Here is a 21,914-nt window from a genome sequence, read left to right as displayed (position 1 = left end):
GATAGAAATTTTTTCGATAGAGTAATCGTATCTCGTTTTTTATTTATTTTTGATAGAATATAAGGACCTTACTTCCCCCTCATTTTAAACACTATGTTTTTCATAAGTAAACCTGAAAATCACATTGATTAAATTTAATTTTTCAGATATTTATTATTCGAATTTAAAAATATTATATTTAAAAAAGTTAAATACAAATTTCATTTCATAAAGTGAAATAATTATACTATGATAATTAAACATAAAAATTCTTTGATTCCCTTAAATCTATATGAATCCCTTACTTAAAAATGATTTCAATATAATTTAATAGTGATTAACACATATGTGTCTTTTATATGGATATGTAAAATTACATATCCATATAGGAGTATCTAGCTTAACTACTCCAAAATATTATTATCGTATACATAATAATCATATTGCTACGAACACCACAGGAGAAAATTTCCCTCATGCACTTTAGGGGATAAATTGTCCATGAAATAATAATTTTCGCTTATATACTTACTACTCATTATAGGAATACAAAAAAGCGATTCTTTTCACAGTAAAAAGAATCGCTTTCTAGGTTCCTATGTTCAATTACATTACATAAAGAATTGAGAAATTATCATTTAAGAGCCTTAACTATAACTTCAGCTGCATCTGCAATTAATTTATTATCATAGGTAGCTTCTTTCTCATCTTTACTAGATAAGATCGCAATGATAATAGGTGCCCTGTTCGGTGGCCAAACGATAGCAATATCATTTCGTGTCCCATAACTTCCAGCTCCTGATTTATCTCCAACTACCCAATCAGTTGGTACGCCTGCACGAATAAGTTTGTCTCCTGTAGCATTTCCTTTCATCCACTCTGTAAGAATTTTACGTTTATCAGCTGGAAGTGCATTTCCGACCGTAAAAGCCTTAAGATTGGTAGCAATGGCTTTCGCTGTACTAGTGTCACGAATGTCTCCTGGAGTAGCTTCGTTTAACTCTGGCTCAAAGCGATCAGCCATAGTAACCCGATCACCCATCTGTCTAAGTGCTTTTTCATATCCTTTAGGTCCGCCTATTTTATTAAATAAAATGTTCCCGGCGGTATTATCACTGGAACGAACAGCCGCCTCTGCAATTTCCCCAAGTTTCATGCCTGTATCTACATGTTTCTCTGTAATGGGTGAATATTCAACTAAGTCGTCTTTCGTATAAGTGATAACTTCATTTAATTTATCAATTGAGTTTTGCTGTAGCAATACTCCTGCCGCTAATGCCTTGTAGGTTGATGCAAAGGCAAATCTTTCGTTAGGTCGATAAGCAATTGTTCGATTTGTGCCAGTATCAATAGCATACACACCTAATCGAGCATCAAATTTTTTCTCAAGTTGAGAGAATTCTTTATACGTCGCATGATTTTTATGTTTAACTGGTCCGGTCTTTTCTTTCGCTTCAACTTGCAATGCCCCTCCTGTAAAAGCTTCTAGGCTTGTAAGACTTAAACCTAATATACCAACACATAAACCTATTTTTAACATCCTCTTATTTTTCAAAATCATCATTCCTTTCAAATTTTCAATACTGAAAACAAGTAGTAAATTCAATACACTGTATCCTATTTGAAAACCTGTTTTTATACGTACACATAATAGACCATCTAAGAAACAAGTTTGTTCCATAAATTTAAAACCTTTTTAACTAGTAGCCAAGATATTAACAAAAGTAAGAGATAGCAACTATGATAGCCGCTATCTCTTATTTCAAATCTTCCTTTTTCTTTAACTTATAAAGGCTTTTATATAAACAGGGTCTCTTCCCCTGAGAAAAGTGCACAAATTTTACTAATTTTGATTCGAACTATCTATACTAGTAGCTTCACCATGTATACGTTGCTTTTTTAAATCAAAGTATACATCTAAAATTTCCTTTCCAATTATAGAATTAATTCCATTTTTATCATCATGAAGCCATGGGACTACTACAGAAAATGCTACTTCTGGATTATCATATGGAGCATATCCAACTAATGTTAAGTTATAACATTCCATACGTTCTCCTTTTGCATTTCTACCAATTGGATCATCTCCACCATATACAGTTTGAGCTGTCCCTGTCTTTCCTGCTGGTTTATATGGCGCATTTTTGAAATACTTCACGCCAGTTCCATCACCTTCTTGGAATACCCATCTAAAGCCTTCTTTTATCCGATCAATATGTTCTTTCTTCATATCAACTCGATTTAATACGACAGGCTCTATAGAGCGTATAACTTTACCGACCTCTTCTTCTTTTATTGATTGCTCTCGTATTTCTTGTACAATTTGGGGTTGCATTCTATATCCACCATTTGCAATAGTTGAAATATATTGTGCCAATTGCAATGGCGTATACGTATCATACTGACCGATAGAAAAATCTAGTAAAAACCCAGGTTGACTATCTACTTTTCTCGTTTGCCCAATTATTTCATTCGGTAAATCAATACCTGTTGGGACACCTAGACCAAATTGTTTAAAATAATAACGCATTTTATCAAATGCTTCTTGTTTAATATCCAATGAACCATTCGGTACGTAATTAACTCCCGCAATTTTTAAAGCTGTCTGGAACATGTATACATTCGAAGATACTTGTAAAGCTCGTAAATCATTAATATTACCAAATCCGGATACATTCCATGATTTCTTGGCTTGTGTACCTTTAAATTTCATCGGTGCATCATAAAATTGATCTCCTGGCTGTATTGCCCCTGTCTCATATCCAGTTAATAACGTTGCGCCTTTTACAGCTGATCCTAGCTCATACGAAGTTGTCATGTTACCTAATGCCAAATCCTCAATCTCTATTTTCCCTTCTTTTTCTACAATCTTTTTGCCTGCCATAGATAAAATCTGTCCGTTATTTGGATTTGTCATGACGACAAACGCTCGGTCCAACAATGGCTCTGAACTCTTAAAAGCTCTCAAATTTTTCTCTATACTTTCTTCCACTTTCTTTTGTAATTCCATATCAATCGTTAATGTTAAACTACTACCACTTTTTCCTTTAGAGATTATTTCTGTGTTTATAATGTTTCCTGATTTATCAGTAATGTTTTTCACTTCTTCTTTTGTGCCGTGTAATACATCTTCATATCGTTGTTCAATATAACTTTTTCCTACACGATCATTACGGTTATATCCACGTACCAAATAAGAATCTAAGTTTTCTTTCGGTAATCCTTCTTCACTACTTGTAATATTACCTAACACGGAACGAAATAAATTACCATTTACATAATTACGTTCCCAATCAACTGTTGTATCTACTCCTGGAAACTCCGCAAGTTTTTCACTTATCCGCGCATATTCTTGATCTGTCACATCTTTTTTTATAATTTGTGGTGTCAGTTGATAACCTGAACTCATTTTACTTTTAATAGCTAACACCTTTAAATCTTGTGCTGTTAATTCTGCCAATTCTACTTCTGTAACGCGACTTCGTCTTAAGTCTTGAATTTTTTTGTCTAGTTCTTTTCCCTCTATTCCCTTTTCTTTAAACTTTCCTATGTCGTTTTTAGTAATCTTTGATTCCGCACGTTTCGTATTCAATTGCATCCAGAAATCTTTTTTATCGATATCGGTTAATTTATTTATATCTTGCTCAGGCATTTCAAGTACCTTCGCCAAGTCTTTTGCTGTTTTTAAAATATCTTCACTCGTAATCCCCTTCACCCTTGTATACGTAATTGTGCGAAGAGATTTATTATTAACGACCGTTTTCCCTTCTCGATCTAGAATCTGTCCACGTGGAACTGGTATACTAGTTGTTTCATTTTGACTGTTTTCCACTTGGTTCTTATAAGCCTCTCCCTCAACGATTTGTACTTTTCCTAGCTGCATAATAATAGCTGAGAATAGTACAAATATGCAGAGGAACATTATATTCAATCGAATAGATATATATGTCTTCTGTTTCTTTACTTTTTGTTCTTTCATAAATCCTCCATATAATCCTTCAGGAAATCCTCACTAATACTTAGTAAATAAATATACTAAAAGCGTTCCCTATATATTAGAAACCACTATTCAGTTATAATAGTTTCTTATCTTTTTTGTTAAATCCTTGTAAGCATCCATTCCTTTTGGTTTAGCCGTGTAATTGATAAATCTCCCTTCCTGTTTTTTCTCTATTTTTTTGTCGCCTGCATTAGAAATGCTAAACTGTATAATGACTCATATTAAACTTACACATAGACTTACTATTAACATGTACTTTTTTTCATACTGATTGTTCCTTTCTTCATGCTGTAATACTTAATAGACAACCTAAGTAATAAAGTTGTTCCACATTTACAAAAAAAATAATTAACTATAAGATGGAATAGGCTACATAAGGGAGGGTTATATGTTACATACGAAAAGATGGAGATTTTTTGCGGTTCTTTCTATTGTAAGTGTGATTTTACTAATTTTATTAAAAATCAACTTCATTTCAATTACTATCGCAACTTCTTCAGCTGAAAGAGGAAAAATTCTGGATCAAAATGGTGTAATACTAGCTACAAATAAGAAAGTTAAGTCTCTATATTGCACTTCTAATGATGAAAAACTATCGAATAAAGATACATCAAACACATTAGCTTTTTTCAATCAATTTTCAAACGAGTTTCAACATGACATTTCTACAGAGGACATAAAATCTCAATTACAACAATCCTGTAATAAGCAGACTATGAATGAAATATCCTTATACTCTGATATAAATGAAAATGAAATTTCATTCATAAACAAGAATAAACCTAAAAATGTAGTGATCGAAGACGAATTCATTCGATATTATCCAAAGAACGAAATTGCTTCACAAGTAATTGGGTATGTAGAAAATGACCTTAATTCTAAGTATGGACCTGTTGGTAAAAGTGGGATTGAGTTTCAATATGAAAATGATTTAAAAGGAAAACCCGGAAAAACTCTGATTTTTAAAATGAATAATAAAAAGTTCTTATGGAACATTCAAAAAGTACAAAAAGGAAAAGATGTCCGGCTAGCTTTAGATTCTAAATTGCAGCAAAAAACAGAGGAAGCACTAAGATCTCAAATTAAGAAAGTACCTGATGTTAATGCTGGTTACGTTGTGGTAACCGATGTGAAAACTGGCGCAATTTTAACTATGGCCAACTCAGCAGTGTTTGATCCAAATACATTATATGAACAAGTATCATCTAAAAAAGAAAACATCAAATCACTTTCGCAAAATAAAGCAATTCAAAAATTAAAGTATGGTGAATCTTATGTAAATATGGCCTCTACTATAAAGCCACTTAGTATTTTAATTGGATTAAACGAAAAACTTTTTCAACCTGAAGATACTTATTTAGATAAAGGTACTTTTCAGTATGATAATCAAAATAACATTACGAATGCACCTGGAACGCCAACAGGTGAGATTACACCGAGGCAGGCTATCATTAATTCATCTAACACATTTATGACAGCCAAAGTAGCTCTACCCTTATTCAACCAAAATAATGGGAATATAGAAAAAGTTGCACATATATGGACAGAGTATTTAAAGCAATTTGGCCTTCGTTCTAAAACCGGGGTTGATTTACCTTTTGAAGAAGACGGGCAATATGAATTTCATCCAACAAACAAGTTTGAAAATGGTATCTCCGCCTTATTAAATGCCTCTTGGGGAGGAAATGAAGTACACACTCCTCTTCAACTTGCTCAATATGCAGCAACTTTAGCAAGTAAAGGTGATAAATATAAACCTCAAATCGTAAGTGCTATTATTGATCAAAATGGTAAGGAAACAAAGAAATTCAAACCAATTATAGAAAGTTCAAATCATTATCCAATGGACTTTTGGAATGTCGTGCAAGGTGGAATGAGTCAAAATATAGAGGAAATTAAAAACTTACCCTTCCATGTCGCAGGTAAAACAGGCATAACAGGTGCTCCGAATGAGCAAGAAAGAATGATAAACCATTCTCTTTTCATTGCATATGCTCCTACCGAAGATCCACGAATTGCCGTTTCTGTCGTTATTCCTGGTAGTAATTCAGAAAAAAACATTGCTGCTCTCGTTACATCAGAAATTTTAGAGTACTGGAATACTCTTCAATAAGAGAATAAAAACATAGAGGAAGGTTCATTAAAGTGAACCTTCCTCTTTACCATATAGAATCTATATTCGTTATTTTCCATTTACCTTCATGATCCTTTTCGAACATGAAAGAATATTTAATATCAGTTAAAACATACTCTTTTTGTACATATCCAGTATTACCGCTAATTGTCGATACTTTTATATATCCATTATTCTGCACTTTTTCTGGAATCCAAGCTTTTACCATTTCATTAGATACTTCATATAAAACTTGTGATTCTCGCTTTGGTTCAGCTAAAATTTTCGTTTTATTTCCAGTAACAGTTGCATATATATAATGCGCTTGCTTTGGTTCGTTACTTTCTGTCAATCCACTTGGTACTTTGTATGCTCGCTTTGTATCATTTGTAAATGCTCCCCCCATTGTAAGAGCAATTTGCAACTCATGAAAAATATCTTCATCAAATTTCAATTCATCCTTCTTATAACTCTTCCCTTTAAATAGAACTTCATCATTTAACGCTCTATACAGGTCATTTTCATTTTTTGAATTTGTACTTCGATATAACTCATTCATAAATTGTTTTAATGATGGATCTTGAGCAGACTCATCTTTTGTTTTAGGCTTAATTTGAGTACTACTTTGTACCGGTGATTTATTATCATCAAGCCAAGGTTGTTGAACAATAAAAAATAACATTGTACAAACCAAAACAACTACAATAGGCAATGCTTTTTTACGAAATGGTCTCTTGTATGGTACAGAGTCTATTTCACTATTTTGGTATATCGATTGCTTTATTTTATAAATAAATGCTTCTTCATCTTTACGACGCTCCATTGGTCCATTTTTTAATTTGCTATACCAATCAGGATTTTTTTTACTGTTCATCACTTCTACCCTCCCCTATTAATTTTGAAACTTTACTTCTTGCTCTGCTTAACCTAGATTTGACTGTTCCAATGGATACACCTAATGTTTCAGCCATTTCTTCATAAGATAATTCATATTTCGCGTCCAATATTAGTATTTCGCGGTGTTTTTTAGGTAGTTTTAATACAACATCCCACACATCATTCATTTCCTCTTGATTAAAAAATTCTTGTTCTGCCGATGGAGATTGCTTATCGTCACTAAAAAATCCCACTAAAGATATCCTTTTAAAATAAGAGGATTTCAAATAGTTTATTGCCGTATTTCTTGTAATTTTTAATATCCACGTTTTAATAGATGACTCCTTTCGAAACGAATTCCAATGTTTAAAAACCTTAATAAATACATCTTGTGTGATGTCATCTGATAAGTGTGGATCTTTCGTAATAATAAATGAATAATTCCATACATCTTGCCAATAGTCTTTTATAACATAGTCAAGCTCATCATGATTACATTTTTCAATAAACTTCTGTTCCATTTCCACACCTCAAACTTATTTGAATAAACATAAAGCTGCCCTCACTTTTAATATGGTTTCAATATATAGACATGATACAAGTTTCATTTGTTCCATTGTTTATCTTTTTTTCGACAGATGATATTTCTTAAAAAAATGTAATAAAAAAGACCAGGATAAATTCTTAAAATCATCCTGGTTTTTCTGTATTAAATATATTTTCATTATTTTTTTATAATAGAAACCGCATCTAATACATCCACTTGACTCTCCATAGTTTTAGTGAGTTTTTTCCATTCAGTTTCTGCTTGTGCAGCTTTAACATCATCTGAGTTGTATGGTCTATCTTCTCCATACGATTTATTGAAATGTAGGATTTCCATTGATGTTTCATTTACAGGAATCTGATTGAAAGTTGCATTATCAACAATTACAATCAATTCCTCGTAATTTGGATTACGATAGTGACCGAACCAAGTATCACTAGCATACTGGACATCTATTTTCTTTTCATTAATTGTTAATTCCTTGATTTTTTTATTTTTCTTACTAGCTAGTAAGACAGCTTTACCTTTTGGAGCTGAAGGTACTGACTTAATTGGGTCTGAACTCCATACTTCATCATCATTATCTGACTCTCTTAATACACCTAACCCAACCATTTTTTTCGCTGTTTTTTGATCCATCATTAATACTTGTTTACCATCAATTTCTGCTTGCTTCACTTTATACAAAGTGTTGGTCTTAATTTCACTTTTATGTTGATTTACTATTCCTTTTAATGATTGTTCTCCTCCAATTAATAAAGCGGCATTCCTTGGTTCCTCTTTCTTCCCAAAAGAACAAGCTCCTAACATAGAAATAGATACAATCCCTGCCACGCACACTTTCATTACTTTTTTCATTTCTTTTTCTCCTCTTTGCTTGTTTTATCAATACGTTACATGATTTTTTTATATAACCGTTGTAAATAACGCCAACGGACAGTGAAAAAGTACACACTTTGAATGGATATAAAGGCTAGTATAATTAAAATCGAAATCTTTAAAACAGAGTAGTCAATTAGCTGTTGCAAGGCTATAAAAGCGACCCCGCTATGAATAATCGCTATAATGATAGGCAAGAAGAACATTAGTATAAGCTGTCGTGTTACGATTTTCTTTAGTTCTTTTCTACTTAGACCGACCTTTGCAATCATTTCGTATTGTTGTTGTTCTCTTTCTAAATCTGCATATAGCCTGAAATATAATAGGCTGGCTGCAAACGTAAAGAATACAATACCTACTAAAACACTGACGATAAGTAAAATGCCGTTCTCTTGTTTCGAAGAAATCCATTCAGAATACAACGCTTTAAAATAATAATGTGCTTGCCCCGAATTATGATTACCCATTGTTTCTTCTAATTTTTTTGTAACCACTCTTGATTTCTCCCAATTTTCCACGACAAAACCATATTGACTTTTCATTACGTAAGAATCATCTTCCGTCTTTCTGTTAGGGATTTTATCGTACAGAGAATCCGAAACAACAATAATGGCTCCAATTGAATTTGGGAGAACTATATGTGGGACCGCCTTCTTGACCCGGAGGGACATTTCTAAGTTTTCCTGTACTACATCTATTTTTTCAGGTATATCTTTTCCTCTTGCATACTTTTCTTTTTGCGAAATGATTGAGGGTACTATGGTCGCTTCTTGATCGTTATCCATCTTTTCCATTTCATATCCGAAAATTTTTGCAAACTTGTTATACTCTGATACTTTGATTAGCACTAAATTATTTTCCGTGAATTTAGGATTCGTAACCGCTACCTGATAAGAGAAATTTGAGCGAGTAAGTTGTTTTTTCATTTCTGTAATGTGCTCTTCTTCTTGTGCATTTTCTCCTAACGAAGTATAGGTAAATGCAAATGGGTTGGTCATTTCGGTTAATCCCTTATTTCCCATTGCTAGGCATGTACCAATCCCTGTGAAGGCCACAGCGGAAACAATCGCTAGCATAAAGAACATAGTTGCATTATCCTTCATACGATAGGCCAATTCAGATATAGTAAGAAGGTTTGTTTTATTAAAAAACAAAGTGTCTTTTTTCTTTAAGACACGTATTACATACACGCTCAACTGTGAAAATAGAAAATATGTCCCTATCACTACAAAGACTACCCCTCCAAGTAAGTAAGGCATAATGAAGTTTCTTTCTAGTACGAAATAGAACACACATCCATACCCTAACCCAATTAATAATACGGAAAGGAATGCTAATGATTTTGATGCCTTTGGCTCTGGTTTTGGCTTTTCCTCTGATTTCATCAAATCAATTAACTTGTTTGCTTTTACCATTTTAGAAGTAAACAACGAAATGACTAGAAACAGAATCAAAAATGCGCCAGTTGTCGTAAAGACAGCTTTTATAGGAACGTAAAAAGGAAGACCCTTATCAATCGCTAATATATTTTCACTTGCCAATAAATTGAGCTTTGAAAATATTAAACCAATTAAGATACCAAATGTAATTGAAGCGACTCCAATTAACATATTTTCTAAAAAAATTAATTTATTTAACTGCGCCGGTGTCATACCATGCATGATTAAAATTCCAAATTCTTTTTTTCTTGTTTTTAAAAAAGAACTCACCGAATATAAAAGAAAGAAGAATGAAAATACAAAAATGAGATATTGAGAGATTTGCATCCCCATTGTTCCTAAAAGGCTCATTGTTTTACTTGTGGAGGCTAGTTCTCCTTGTAAATCAGGATGAAAAAGTAAGAGTGAATATGTAAAAAAAACCATAACTGAAAATGAGCTACTTAGAAAGTGTGCAGCATAAGTCCGCTTACTTCGAATGATATTATTAAAAGCGAATCTTTGAAAAGTCATGCTTACGACCTCCTAGTAATGCAAGTACATCTATAATTTTTTGATAAAACATTTGTTGGTTTTCTCCGTTATAAATTTCGTTATATAATTTTCCATCTTTAATAAATACAACGCGATCACAAAAACTTGCAGCCACTGGATCGTGCGTAACAAGCATCATTGTTGCATCTTGTTCTTTATTTAATCGTTTTAATAACTCCATTACATCATTAGCCGCTTTTGAATCTAAGTTTCCTGTCGGCTCATCTGCAAGTAATAATTTAGGTTTATGAATTAGAGCACGTGCAATTGCTGTTCTTTGTGCTTGTCCGCCCGATATTTCATATGTTCGTTTATTTAATATATCTTGAATGCCTAATTTTTCTGCAATACCTTCTACACGCTGATTCATATCCTCAACTTTAGTACCATCTAACGTCAGAGGAAGAACAATATTTTCTTTTACAGTTAATGTTGTAAGAAGATTGAATGCTTGAAACACAAAACCTAATTCACGTCTTCGAAATAATGCCAGTTCATTTTGAGATAATTGATATGGATTTTCTCCATTAATCAATATTTCTCCTGATGTGGGAGAATCAATAGTAGAAACCATGTTCAACAAAGTAGTTTTTCCACTTCCTGATGGTCCCATTATTCCTACAAACTCCCCTTTTTTCACACTCAAATTAATGTCGGCGAGCGCTTCATAAGATACCTTTCCTGTATAGATTTTACTCAGTTCACAGACCTTTAATATTTCCATATCGTTTTGCTCCTTTTTATCTTTTAATAACCTAAGTTTATCTAAGCGTCCCTTCTTCTCATATCGATTAACCTTTCATATATCTAACAGGTCTGTAATATTTCTGAAAAATCAAACTAAACACCGTTCTAACGATTTGCATAAGGGAAAATAATACAGATTGTTGTTCCTTTTCCTACTTCCGACTTTATTTCAATATCATGTTCCAATCTTTTTATAATATTTTTCACAAGATATAATCCCATCCCAGTAGATTCCTTAAATTTCCGACCATTTATTCCCGTATAAAATGGGCGGAATACTCTCGGGAGGTCTTCTTTTGGAATTCCTACACCATGATCGTGTATTTCAAGGATTACTGAGCGCTCTTCTTCTAATGTAGTAATAGTAACGTTTTTTCTACTTCCTGCTGAATACTTAATGGCATTGGATATCACTTGATGAATAACAAACCGAAGCCACTTTCTATCGGTTTCTACCATAATAGTTTGTTTTACTTTTACTTCTGGATAAACATAGCTACGGATAAACAGACGTTTATTTTCACGGATTACTTCTTGAACGATTTCCTGTAACGAAACTCTTTCCACATAAAAATCTTGCTCAAACGTTTGTAATCGCGCCATATATAAGACCATTTCTAATCCGTACTGCATTTGATCTACTTCTTCCACAATACTTTCAAAAACCTCCCCATTCTCTTCTTGTGTGATCAGTTCAATAACTGATAGAGGCGTTTTCATCTGATGCACCCATTGATTAATAAATGTAAGGTGCTCTTTTTGTTTATATTCCCAAGTCTTTAACTGTTGATGATATTGACTGTATTGTGTCTTTAACACACGCTGAAGTGCTACTGATAATGGAGTGGAATCGAGTTCTTCTAAGGAGTCCTCTAATGTTTCAGAAGGGTTGGATAATTTGTTATAAAATCTACGATGGCTAAAGTAGCGATACAGTAAAAACGCAATTAAAAAGCATCCTCCTAAAAACACACTATATAACGCAGTAGATAAGTGGTTATATCCATCCAGCCAATAAACAGTTAGAACGACAAATAGCTGAATGATTGAGAAACAGATGAAAGGGATATGTTCACGTAAAAATAAATTCATTATTATACCTCATCATTCTTCCAAGTTATTTTCAAACGATATCCAGCACCACGAACTGTTTCTAATGCATTTTTTATTCCGATTTCCTCTAATTTTTTTCGGACACGTGTAACATTTACACTTAACGTATTATCATCTACATACGTATAGTCATCCCAAAGTTTTTCTAAGATTTTCTCTCGACTAACAATACTAGGAGATTGTCGTAAGAGAGTTTCTAGTAAAACAGTTTCTTTTTTTGACAGTATACACATGCTATCATTTAGCTTTAATTCCATTTTTTCTGGATAAAGTATTAAACCGGATTGCTGAACAACTCTTTCTTCCGCTTTCGGTGCGTATTCTCCGTAAATTCTTCGAAGATGACTTCGGATTTTTGCCATTACAACTTCATAATGAAACGGTTTAGTGATATAATCGTCTGCACCATGTTCAAGTGCCATAACTTGCTCCATCTCTCCACTACGTGCTGATATAAATATAATGGGACAAGTAGAGACCGTTCTAATTTGTCGGCACCAGTAGAAACCATCAAAACTCGGTAAATTTACATCTAATAAAACTAAATCAGGTTGAATTTTTTCAAAGTTAGCCAAAATATTTTCAAAATCCTCTGTAATATTCCCTTCATACCCGTACTTATTAATATGGGATTGAAGTAGTTTAGAAATTTTTTGGTCATCTTCTACAATCATGATTTTATACATACATTTAGCTCCTTTTATTTATGTATCTATTTATTATCTAGAAATATCTAATTAATACTTTTATCTTTTAGTATAAAGAAATTCCCCTCTTACTTATATTGAATAACCTTACTTCAAACTAACAGTTTTGTAATATTTCTGAAAATAAAGTTAAGTATAATAGCTCTTATTTTTTAAATTTCAATTATCTAATTTAATATTTTAAAATTTGTTATTTTATAATTTTCAAATAAAAAATAATCGTATTTAATTGTGTAAAAAACACGTAATTAAATACGATTATTAAAATCATAAAATCTGCGTTTAGACATAAATTAACCGATTCCTAATATAATCTTGAATCGGTAAGGTTTGTATATTTACTAAAGAAGTAAATTTCACCTTCTAATTAAGTATTATTTCTGAAAAACATGTTTTATTTTTTCACCTGGAACGTTGCTCCCGCCTCTCCCTTTTACATCTTCAATCATCATGGTAACAATCATGTTTGGCGCGCTTGCATCGAAAGCTACAAACCATCCAAGTTCTTTACCCTCTGCTTCTTTCGATTCTTTCAGTTCTGCTGTACCCGTCTTACCAGCGAGAGTTACACCATCAACTTTAGCAATTCTCCCAGCACCATCAGGATCATTAATAACCTTTATTAACGCACTTTTTAATATCTCTTGATTCTTGGTAGAAATTACATTTTCTTTCCAATTTCCCGCTTCTTTTGTTTTTTTCATAAGATGCGGTGACGGAATGTTACCCTCATTGACAATCGGTGCATAAGTCAATGCTAAATGAAGAGGTGTCATTAATACTTGTCCTTGTCCGTACCCCGTGTCTGCTAGTTGAATATCATTTTTTATCCCATCTTTTGCAATGATTGAAATAGGGAATTCGTATTCAATTGGTAATTTTTCATGAAATCCGTATTTCTTAAATTCATTTACATACTGATCTTTTCCTATTTTCAAAGCTTGTTGAGCAAAATAAATATTATCAGAGTACTTCATTGCCTTATCAAAATCAACTGGACTAGCATCCTTCACACGTGTTACATAATAATTTCCCCAAGATGAATCTTTTGTCCACTTTAATCCTTGAATTTTAAATTCTTCCTTAGGATTTATTGTGTTTGTTTCCAAACCAATTGCACCTGTTATCGTTTTAAATACGGAACCTGGTACAAATGCTTGTGTGAAGCGATTCATCATTGGCAGTTTCGAGTCATTATTCCATGCTTCCCGTTGAGCTTTTGATGCTCCTCTAACTATTGTATTTGGATTATAAGCAGGGCTACTTACAAGTGCGATTGTTTCACCCGTTTTAGGATTGACCGCTGCACTAGATCCTGCTTCATTTTTTATCTCATTAAAGATTTTTTCTTGAATTGCAGCATCAATAGTTAACGTAACATTTTCCCCTTTTTTTGCTTCTTGTTTTGCTACGTTTTTAATCTCTTTCCCGTTCTCATCTTCCATAAATACGCGTCCACCCTTTTCACCACGCAATTTATTCTCTAATACTTTCTCTAAACCTGTCTTACCCACTAAATCATCTGCTTGATAACCTTTTTTTTGAAGCGATTTTAACTCCTCTGCATTTACCTTTCCTATATATCCCGTTAAGTGTGCCGCTGCTTCTCCTAATGGATACGTACGAATATTTACTGGGCGAGATAAAACTCCTTCTAATTCAATATAATCATTCTGTCTGGTTCCCTCTTTTAAAATACCAATTGGTACAAAGGAATCTGGTTTTATCCATTTTGCTGCGAGCTTCTGATCGACCTCTTCTATAGACATATCAAGTAATTGTGCTACTATTTCTTTCGTTTGCGCTGCCGTTTCACCTAGTTTCTCTGGAATAATTCCAACTTCAGACGCTTTACCATTCGTTGCAAGCCCTTTTCCATTTCGATCATATATTTCCCCTCGTTTTCCTTGCTCTGTTTGCATACGTACTTTGTAATCTTTTTTCATACCTGGGAAAATGAAGTCTGGTGTCCAATCTATTTTCCAAGATTCCTTATCTTTATCTTTCACGAGTTTTGCTTCATGGATGAATGAAACAGTTCCTCCATCCGTATCCATATTAACTTCAAAAAGAAAAAGTTCTTTATCTTTATTATTCTCTCCTTTCATTTTAATTTTTAAATTCTTAACTCCAATACCCTCATAAATTTTTTGATATTTCTCTGTGAACTCCTTTTTAGAAATCGTTTTTTTTGCATGTTCTGATAAACGATCATACATATTTGTAAATTTTTTATCATTCCATAAATTGATATATTCTTCAAATGCTTGTTTTGGCGGCTCATCTTTATTGCATCCTACCAACATAACTCCAAAACAAAAGAAAAGCAGCATCCATATTTTTTTCAATTCAATCTTCTCCCTTAATTAAAAATGATTATTCCTTTCTAAATATGTTAAATAAAAAATGTTTTAACGCTTAATAGACAGTGTAAGTAATGAAATAGTTCCACATTTACAAAAAAATTAAATTTATGGTTAAGCTGCATTCAAAAAGGGAAGATTTTAAGATTCTTACAAACGACGAATATATTTCGCGAACGTTATCATTATTAGTTTTGTTTTAACAATTCATTTAAAATACCTTTTAGTTCATTTTCGCCAATTTCATCTTTTTTCTTTATAGATTATTGATACAAAAAAAGAATCCTTATAATAAGGATTCTGCAACAGAAAATAACAAAAATATAAACAATAAAAAGAATTACTTAAAGTATAATTTATAGGCACTCTATATCCTTCTTATTCGCACCAAAAACCCCTGTACAGCATGCGACAGGAGTTTAGGTCATTCTACAGCTTATTTAAAAGAGTCATGTACAGGCAAACTACTAAAAATCAATTCAGCAACTTTTACATATCCTTTTGAGTTTGGATGAATTAAATCCGTAGACCAAAGCGTATTGTCATTAACTAAATGATGATCCCAAAAGTCAACATGATGAAGCTTATACTCTCTACTCAGTGAAAGTATAACTTCATTTGCCTCAAATAATTGTTCTTTTAATACTTGTTTTTTTTCAGAAGGAAATGGAAGCCTAACAGTAAAATCTGGAAGGTTTGCTATAATAATATCAGCACCTGCTTTACTTAATGTATCTATCATAAATTCCATATCGTTCTTATATGCTTGATGATTCCAACGTCCTTTTAAAACATCGTTTGCACCTGCAATTAGACTAACCAAATCTGGATTAAAAGTTAATGCCTGTTCCAATTGCTGTGAGCGAATTTCTTTAGTTACTAACCCACGTTTTGCAAAATTAGCATATTTTAAATCATCTACACACAGTTGAACAAAATGATCTACCCAGCTTTTTAATGCTATTCCCTCAACTTCATCCCCTATCCCCTCTGTAAAACTATCACCAATCGCTACAAATCGCTTCCACATATATAGTCCCCCTTTTTTGTTATTCATATCTACACTATACAATAGCCCGCAGCGTAATTGTTCTTCTTAAATGTTTTTCAATTTCAATTAAATTCCATAGGAGATTTTTTAAATGAGCAAGACAACTCGATTAAACTATTTCACATGAACAAAAACATGAAAATCTACGTTATTTTCTCGCAGAAATAGGTTGAGACCAACTATCTTTCCCATTATCATTTAAGCGTACTTGAAAAACATATATAGGTTGAGAAAAGCCTTTTGTATCAGCGTAGTAATCTATATTATAATCTGTAATGACTAATGTATCACCTGCTTTGAAAGATATTATAGGATCAAAGTCTCCTTGTTTTAGTTTTTGAAATACTTCTTTGGGAGACAGAATTTCGACATCTCGAATATGTGATTTTTTTGTAACTGGCTCATTGTCATTAGGCATTTTTGTAATTTCCTCTTTGTAAACAGGCATTTTATTACCTTCGTCTTTTAACTCTATTGATGTTTTTATAGTGACATCAGTCATGTCTGTTTTTGTAATGGGATCTAGAGGCATATTCCCAAATTCCTTCATTTGATACGAAATCATTATTCCAAGTGTAACAAAACTTACTGTAATCGGAAGAAATAAATATTTGGTCATTTGTGTATCTGTTTCTTTTTTCTTCAACAATATAAGAACTATATTTAACATAGAATATCCTAGCATCATTCCTAAAGTATTATGAAGTAAATCGGCTAGTTCCATACTTCCACGTTGCATTATAAATTCAAGGATTTCAATCAATAAACTTGCTATAATTGAGCTGATTAACATCCATTTTGTTTTTTGAAAAACATTACTAAATAAAGGTAATAAAATTCCTAACGGAAAAAGCATACCTATATTCACAATGATATGGAAAAAAGAAGAAAATGAAAAGGTATTCCATGCTTTTTTATAAACACTAAGTACATCAAAGTCAATTGTTCTTGCAAAAGTTATATCATCTGGACGACCAAATGAAGTAGCTGATAATACAAGGGAATAATATCCTATTATCAATATAAACAATATAACTTGTTGTACGGTAAATTCCCCCCCTCCTTTACATACCTTTTTGTATACTACAAAGTAGCTAAAAACAAAAATGAGTAGTAACAAGAATGTGAGTTGTATTGTAGGAATTGCAAAGGTAACAAGTAGTTCGGAAATAAAATTCATTTTACACCTCTGTTTTTACGAATAAAAGATTCAATAGTTTTATATAACATTTTAGATATAGATAGCGATGTGTTGTTCCCCCTAATAATTATTAATACAGAATTAAACCTGTATACATTGAGCATTTCTTCCTCCTGAAACCAGCTTTATTTGACCAAGCAGCTACAAGGAAACTAGCGTTTTACTAATTGTACTTTCGGCTATGTCTGGAAAAACGTTACGAAGATTCTCTTTAGTAAGAGGATTTTTGGAGTTAAGTATAAAATTAAAAATTTGTTCAATTTTAGTATATTTATATAGAATCCGTAATTGACCGATTCCTAATATACTTAAGAATCGGTAATATTCGTATATTTACTAAAGAAATAAAATCCCTTCAAGCATTACACTTTTTTCCGAAAATTTGTTGTTCTTTGTTTTGCCCAGTTGATACATTTCTTTTCAATTAAATGATACGAAACTATAGAAAGAAGTATTGTCATTGAAATACATAAAACAAGAAGGAAAAAGATAGGTATCTTTGTATACAAAAGTTTAAATAGTACCATCATGATTGGAAAATGACACAAATAGATACTGTATGAAATTTCTCCTAAGTATACAAATACACTCTTATTTAAAAATGCTTTCACTTTTAGGTTACTCATGGCCATTATTATAAATATACTAACACCGATTACGACACCCCAATCTTTTAATAAGAAAGTAGTATCATTACGGGAAAAACCATAAATTAAAATGGAATATAAATATAGAATAACCCCTAATGCAATAAGAAATCCTTTATTAAATTTTTTCATATTCCTATATAAGTAGATAAGCTTTTCCTGATGCTTAAAAAGTAACATTCCAACCATAAACATCGATGTGAAATGCAGTGTATCGGCATAACCATTATAAAATCCCTCTGCTTTCCCTATATGCAACATATTAAGGAAAACACTAATTAAAGAAAAGCTCAAAGCAAATAGTATCGTTTTCTTCCAACTCAGTTTATAAAAAAGAAGGAATAACAACGGAAACACAATAGATATACGCATTTCTTGAGCCAATGACCAGATAACTGGATTATAATTTTCCGTAAAAAAGTTATTAAGAAGCACAAAATGGTTTATAATATCTATTTTTGTTATAGACCCTTGCCATCTATCATAGAACCAATCCCGTAGTCCAGCCACTTCATACGGCGAGAACAAAATAAATAAAGCAAAGGTAATGATTATCCAAAAATAATAAGGAATATAGATTCGTACAAATCGCTTAATTAAATATCCCCAATAATTTGTTTTTGAATGATAAAGTGCCATAGATAACACAAAACCACTTAGTACATAAAAAACGATTACAGCTTCCCCGCCAGCCCATAAAAACCTAAGCGGGGAAAATTTAATAGAATTAGGCAACGATGGTAGCATTAAACAAAAATGTCCAAATACCACTGTAAGTGCCGCTAACCCTCGTATGGAATCTAATTCTTTTATTCTCTTACTCATAAAATGTTCTCCTTGTAAATTGTAGATTTTGCTGTTAATAAAGGCCACTATACTATTGTAGTGGGAGAATTATACATATTGTTTCTTTAAATTCCTAATATAAGCAGTACAAAGTCAATCTATGTATCTGTTTTAGGGAACTTTCGTATTTAGGCATAAGTTATATAATAATAGAAAGAAAAAAGAAATTTCATTCTATAAAATCGTATTGTCGTTTAGAAAAAATTTTAAAACTGTTTTCTAAACCCTCGTTATAGTCTGTCTGCTTATTTGTCCATTGAACACCCTTATTCCCAGGCCACCCTGAGGTATTAGCAACATATTTTAATAGTTCTTGTCCTTTTAAATTTTGCTGTAAACCACGGTTATATGCATTTATCATATTAGATATTGCAATTCGGGTATTCGTTTCTATATTTTTCAAATCTTCGTTCGTTAAATCTTTAGGTGCTAGTCCACCTCGATGAAGCTGAAACAGTCCAAATGATGTGCCCTGATCTCCGACTGCGTTTCGATCAAACTTACTTTCATGGAATGCAATAGATAAAGGAATCCATGGCGGTATATCATGCTCTATTGATATTTGTTGAATCGTGTCTCTTACTTTAACTCGGTTAGTATGATGGTCATATGCGTATTTTGTAAGATATAGCCCTCCTGTTAAAACTAAAATAAATACTCCACTTTTTATTAATGTCCCTCTCATCGACGTCACCTCAATTGTCAGTATCAAAGATTATCATATCTTTTTGGTATATTAACTGGTAATCTTGTATCATTTGATTATTCTTTGTTTCATTAATTACCGATTTTCAGGTGAATTTATTAGGGCGTTCCCTCCATATAACATTCGCTTTTATCACTTTCGGTACAATTTACTTTTGTATGGGAGAGCGTTTTCTCTGTATGGTACCGTACTTTTTTCTCGAATACCTTGCTTTTTTATTCGATTGAAATTAAAGAATAACTATATACATAGGGATAAACACTATAAAAAGATACTTAAATTTCTTTAAAAAATTCATTTTTCGGCCTCCATTTCTTTATATAATTAATTTAAAACAAAATATTTAATAAGAAGAAAAGATTTTATTAAATTTTTATAAATTTTAATAACAGGAATAAGTACCAGGTATTTATTTTTATTGTCACTTGATGGAATAATGAATGTTTTTTCATCATGTAACTTTATTAAACTAACCTTGCACCAGAACCCTTTGAATCGAACAATTCATAATAAACGCCATCCTTTCTGTATATTTCTACAAAAAGAATAGCGTTTTTTGATTATATGGATACAAATTTATCTTAGCTTGATTTCAATACCGAAAGTTCCGAAGAACCAGATTTGAGAATTAATGCTATCTTACATTCCAAGCCATCCACATAAGAATCTATAATACTTTGAAACTTTTTATTTCAGGCTAATATTTAGTTTTTTCCTACATAGTTAGCCTTTTACTATATCAACCGCACTATTCCACATACCGCTAAAGAAAGATCCTATTTCGCGCATTAAACGTATAAACCAATTTGCTTGTTCTACTTCAGATTTTGTTACAAGGTCTACTTGTAATGATTTACCTGATAAAAATCCAGGATTTGTACTATCTTTAGGCGATATAATCATTTGACTAATTGTTACACCTTTTTTAATAGGCGCTTCTTGTTCTTTATTCGATACTTTAAATTCTTTTTTATAAACGTCTTTGTTGCCCTTTGGCATTGGAAGTGAAACAGCTTGCTTCGTTTGAACAACTACATCTTTGTCCTTTGCATTTGCTACTCGCACTGTTTCATGACCTTTTACTACTGAATCTTTTTCATAGACCTTCTTCACTTCAAAATTCGCAAATCCATAATCATATAATTTCTTTGTTTCATCAAAACGTGCTGTATGAGAGTTTGCTTTTATAACTACAGAGATTAGACGCATACCGTTTCTTTCTACTGTACCAGTAAAACAATCTCCGGCTTCTGGAGTAGTTCCTGTTTTTAACCCATCTACACCTTCGTATTGCTTAATTAAGCCTTTTAACATCCAGTTAAAGTTCGTCATATCAATCGGATACTTGCCACCTTTTTGGAATGTTTTTTTAGGGATTTTTGCTGTATCTAATATTTTCGGGAAATCTTGAATAAGACGTTGTGCTAAAATCGCACAATCTCTTGCGGACATTTTATTTTTCTCGTCTGGAGTTGTCCCTTCTGGGTGATGTCCTTTTAAATCATGGTTTGTTAAACCTGTAGAGTTTACAAATTTATAATTTTTCATTCCAAACTCTTTTGATTTATCGTTCATCATTTTCACGAAATTGACTTCTTTTCCAGCAATCTCTTCAGCTAAAGCAATTGTTGCACCGTTTGCAGAGTAGATTACCATTGCCTCATATAACTCTTTGACCGTATAAGAGCCACCATTTTCTAATGGAACGTTTGATAATGAGCGATCTTGCGAAATCTTATATGCATATTCAGAAATTTTAACTTTTTGATCCCATTTAAGTTTTCCTTTATCCACCGCTTCATGAACTAAGTATTCACTCATCATTTTTGTCATACTAGCAATTGCTAATGATTCATCTGCATTTTTTTGATATAAAATTTTCCCGGAATTTGCTTCTACTAAAATTGCTGATCCTGCTTCTACGTCTATAGCAGGAACTGTTTCCGCTGATGCTCTTCCAAATGTAACGGCCATGCTACAAAATAGTGTAAGCACTGTTACTATTGTAATAAATCTCTTGCAAAACATACTTTTCACTTCTGTTACCTCCAATATCTTTGTACTCAAAAAAACGTTATTTTAACATAATCCTCCAAAAAATAGACAGCGTTATCAAATTCTATATACATATAAGACATTAGAACCACTTTCATATAGACCATCTCA

Annotated in this window: 16 protein-coding genes and 2 pseudogenes; 2 read left to right on the top strand and 16 right to left on the bottom strand. The window is 32.3% G+C overall.

Annotated features, from left to right (window positions below):
- Positions 1 to 519: 519 nt before the first annotated feature.
- Positions 520 to 606, top strand: a pseudogene (locus MR066_RS27445) (undecaprenyl-diphosphatase); the annotation flags it as partial.
- Positions 607 to 613: 7 nt separating this feature from the next.
- On the opposite strand, the gene bla reads toward MR066_RS27445, so the two are convergent.
- Both bla and MR066_RS24445 read right to left on the bottom strand, forming a co-directional pair.
- Complete coding sequence (gene bla, locus MR066_RS24450; RefSeq protein ID WP_396022288.1) at positions 614 to 1,540, bottom strand: class A beta-lactamase Bla1; 927 nt, start codon at positions 1,538 to 1,540, stop codon at positions 614 to 616.
- 282 nt (positions 1,541 to 1,822) lie between these two features.
- Entirely contained in the window at positions 1,823 to 3,958 is a 2,136-nt protein-coding gene (locus tag MR066_RS24445; protein WP_242248786.1) for a peptidoglycan D,D-transpeptidase FtsI family protein, read from the bottom strand.
- A 409-nt stretch (positions 3,959 to 4,367) separates the two neighbouring features.
- Here MR066_RS24445 and MR066_RS24440 point away from each other — a divergent pair, with 409 nt between their 5' ends.
- Positions 4,368 to 6,092 carry a peptidoglycan D,D-transpeptidase FtsI family protein gene (locus MR066_RS24440; protein ID WP_242248783.1) on the top strand — a complete coding sequence of 575 codons (1,725 nt, stop codon included), beginning with the start codon at positions 4,368 to 4,370 and terminating at the stop codon, positions 6,090 to 6,092.
- Positions 6,093 to 6,138: 46 nt separating this feature from the next.
- Here the strand turns inward: MR066_RS24440 and MR066_RS24435 are convergent, their stop codons facing one another.
- From MR066_RS24435 to MR066_RS24370, 14 genes and pseudogenes are all read right to left on the bottom strand, one after another.
- Positions 6,139 to 6,966, bottom strand: a complete 828-nt coding sequence (locus MR066_RS24435; protein WP_219302289.1) for an SH3 domain-containing protein — start codon at positions 6,964 to 6,966, stop codon at positions 6,139 to 6,141.
- Complete coding sequence (locus tag MR066_RS24430) at positions 6,956 to 7,489, bottom strand: RNA polymerase sigma factor (protein WP_002127457.1); 534 nt, start codon at positions 7,487 to 7,489, stop codon at positions 6,956 to 6,958. Before MR066_RS24430 ends, MR066_RS24435 begins: the two co-directional genes overlap by 11 nt.
- Before the next feature lie 203 nt (positions 7,490 to 7,692).
- Positions 7,693 to 8,373: a lipoprotein BA_5634 family protein gene (locus MR066_RS24425; RefSeq protein ID WP_219302288.1), complete on the bottom strand. Its 681-nt coding sequence runs from the start codon at positions 8,371 to 8,373 to the stop codon at positions 7,693 to 7,695.
- 35 nt (positions 8,374 to 8,408) lie between these two features.
- The gene (locus MR066_RS24420; protein ID WP_242248780.1) at positions 8,409 to 10,346 is read right to left on the bottom strand and encodes an FtsX-like permease family protein; all 1,938 of its coding nucleotides are present in this window, start codon (positions 10,344 to 10,346) and stop codon (positions 8,409 to 8,411) included.
- Entirely contained in the window at positions 10,321 to 11,091 is a 771-nt protein-coding gene (locus tag MR066_RS24415) for an ABC transporter ATP-binding protein (RefSeq protein WP_002017024.1), read from the bottom strand. The genes MR066_RS24420 and MR066_RS24415 overlap by 26 nt, the downstream gene beginning before the upstream one ends.
- A 128-nt stretch (positions 11,092 to 11,219) precedes the next feature.
- On the bottom strand, positions 11,220 to 12,206 hold the full coding sequence (locus MR066_RS24410) for a sensor histidine kinase (protein WP_002017026.1): 987 nt from the start codon (positions 12,204 to 12,206) through the stop codon (positions 11,220 to 11,222).
- Positions 12,207 to 12,208: 2 nt separating this feature from the next.
- Positions 12,209 to 12,913, bottom strand: coding sequence for a response regulator transcription factor (locus MR066_RS24405; RefSeq protein WP_002085493.1), 705 nt, complete (start codon positions 12,911 to 12,913; stop codon positions 12,209 to 12,211).
- Positions 12,914 to 13,308: 395 nt separating this feature from the next.
- The gene (locus tag MR066_RS24400; RefSeq protein WP_219302284.1) at positions 13,309 to 15,282 is read right to left on the bottom strand and encodes a penicillin-binding transpeptidase domain-containing protein; all 1,974 of its coding nucleotides are present in this window, start codon (positions 15,280 to 15,282) and stop codon (positions 13,309 to 13,311) included.
- Positions 15,283 to 15,733: 451 nt separating this feature from the next.
- Positions 15,734 to 16,327: an SGNH/GDSL hydrolase family protein gene (locus tag MR066_RS24395; protein ID WP_242248777.1), complete on the bottom strand. Its 594-nt coding sequence runs from the start codon at positions 16,325 to 16,327 to the stop codon at positions 15,734 to 15,736.
- Between the two features lie 169 nt (positions 16,328 to 16,496).
- Positions 16,497 to 17,528: a VanZ family protein gene (locus tag MR066_RS24390; protein ID WP_219302282.1), complete on the bottom strand. Its 1,032-nt coding sequence runs from the start codon at positions 17,526 to 17,528 to the stop codon at positions 16,497 to 16,499.
- 162 nt (positions 17,529 to 17,690) lie between these two features.
- Positions 17,691 to 17,822, bottom strand: a pseudogene (locus tag MR066_RS24385) (Fic family protein); the annotation flags it as partial.
- An 89-nt stretch (positions 17,823 to 17,911) separates the two neighbouring features.
- The gene (locus MR066_RS24380; protein WP_219302281.1) at positions 17,912 to 19,069 is read right to left on the bottom strand and encodes an acyltransferase family protein; all 1,158 of its coding nucleotides are present in this window, start codon (positions 19,067 to 19,069) and stop codon (positions 17,912 to 17,914) included.
- A gap of 142 nt (positions 19,070 to 19,211) precedes the next feature.
- Positions 19,212 to 19,727: a transglycosylase SLT domain-containing protein gene (locus MR066_RS24375; protein WP_242248774.1), complete on the bottom strand. Its 516-nt coding sequence runs from the start codon at positions 19,725 to 19,727 to the stop codon at positions 19,212 to 19,214.
- A gap of 744 nt (positions 19,728 to 20,471) precedes the next feature.
- Entirely contained in the window at positions 20,472 to 21,785 is a 1,314-nt protein-coding gene (locus MR066_RS24370) for a D-alanyl-D-alanine carboxypeptidase family protein (protein WP_313954392.1), read from the bottom strand.
- Positions 21,786 to 21,914: the final 129 nt, after the last annotated feature.

Origin of the sequence: Bacillus cereus group sp. BfR-BA-01523 (genome assembly GCF_022662615.1) — a bacterium.
Lineage (GTDB): Bacteria > Bacillota > Bacilli > Bacillales > Bacillaceae_G > Bacillus_A > Bacillus_A mycoides.
The sequence above is the reverse complement of the archived record's forward strand: the minus strand, read 5'-3'. Positions and strand labels throughout refer to the sequence as shown.

Excerpts from the sequence above, each read along its gene's own strand:
- bla (WP_396022288.1), bottom strand. The coding sequence starts at position 1,540 with ATGATTTTGAAAAATAAGAGGATGTTAAAAATAGGTTTATGTGTTGGT.
- MR066_RS24410 (WP_002017026.1), bottom strand. The coding sequence starts at position 12,206 with ATGAATTTATTTTTACGTGAACATATCCCTTTCATCTGTTTCTCAATC.
- MR066_RS24405 (WP_002085493.1), bottom strand. The coding sequence starts at position 12,913 with ATGTATAAAATCATGATTGTAGAAGATGACCAAAAAATTTCTAAACTA.
- MR066_RS24425 (WP_219302288.1), bottom strand. The coding sequence starts at position 8,373 with ATGAAAAAAGTAATGAAAGTGTGCGTGGCAGGGATTGTATCTATTTCT.
- MR066_RS24390 (WP_219302282.1), bottom strand. The coding sequence starts at position 17,528 with ATGAATTTTATTTCCGAACTACTTGTTACCTTTGCAATTCCTACAATA.
- MR066_RS24395 (WP_242248777.1), bottom strand. The coding sequence starts at position 16,327 with ATGTGGAAGCGATTTGTAGCGATTGGTGATAGTTTTACAGAGGGGATA.
- MR066_RS24415 (WP_002017024.1), bottom strand. The coding sequence starts at position 11,091 with ATGGAAATATTAAAGGTCTGTGAACTGAGTAAAATCTATACAGGAAAG.
- MR066_RS24420 (WP_242248780.1), bottom strand. The coding sequence starts at position 10,346 with ATGACTTTTCAAAGATTCGCTTTTAATAATATCATTCGAAGTAAGCGG.
- MR066_RS24375 (WP_242248774.1), bottom strand. The coding sequence starts at position 19,727 with ATGAGAGGGACATTAATAAAAAGTGGAGTATTTATTTTAGTTTTAACA.
- MR066_RS24435 (WP_219302289.1), bottom strand. The coding sequence starts at position 6,966 with ATGAACAGTAAAAAAAATCCTGATTGGTATAGCAAATTAAAAAATGGA.
- MR066_RS24440 (WP_242248783.1), top strand. The coding sequence starts at position 4,368 with ATGTTACATACGAAAAGATGGAGATTTTTTGCGGTTCTTTCTATTGTA.
- MR066_RS24445 (WP_242248786.1), bottom strand. The coding sequence starts at position 3,958 with ATGAAAGAACAAAAAGTAAAGAAACAGAAGACATATATATCTATTCGA.
- MR066_RS24430 (WP_002127457.1), bottom strand. The coding sequence starts at position 7,489 with ATGGAACAGAAGTTTATTGAAAAATGTAATCATGATGAGCTTGACTAT.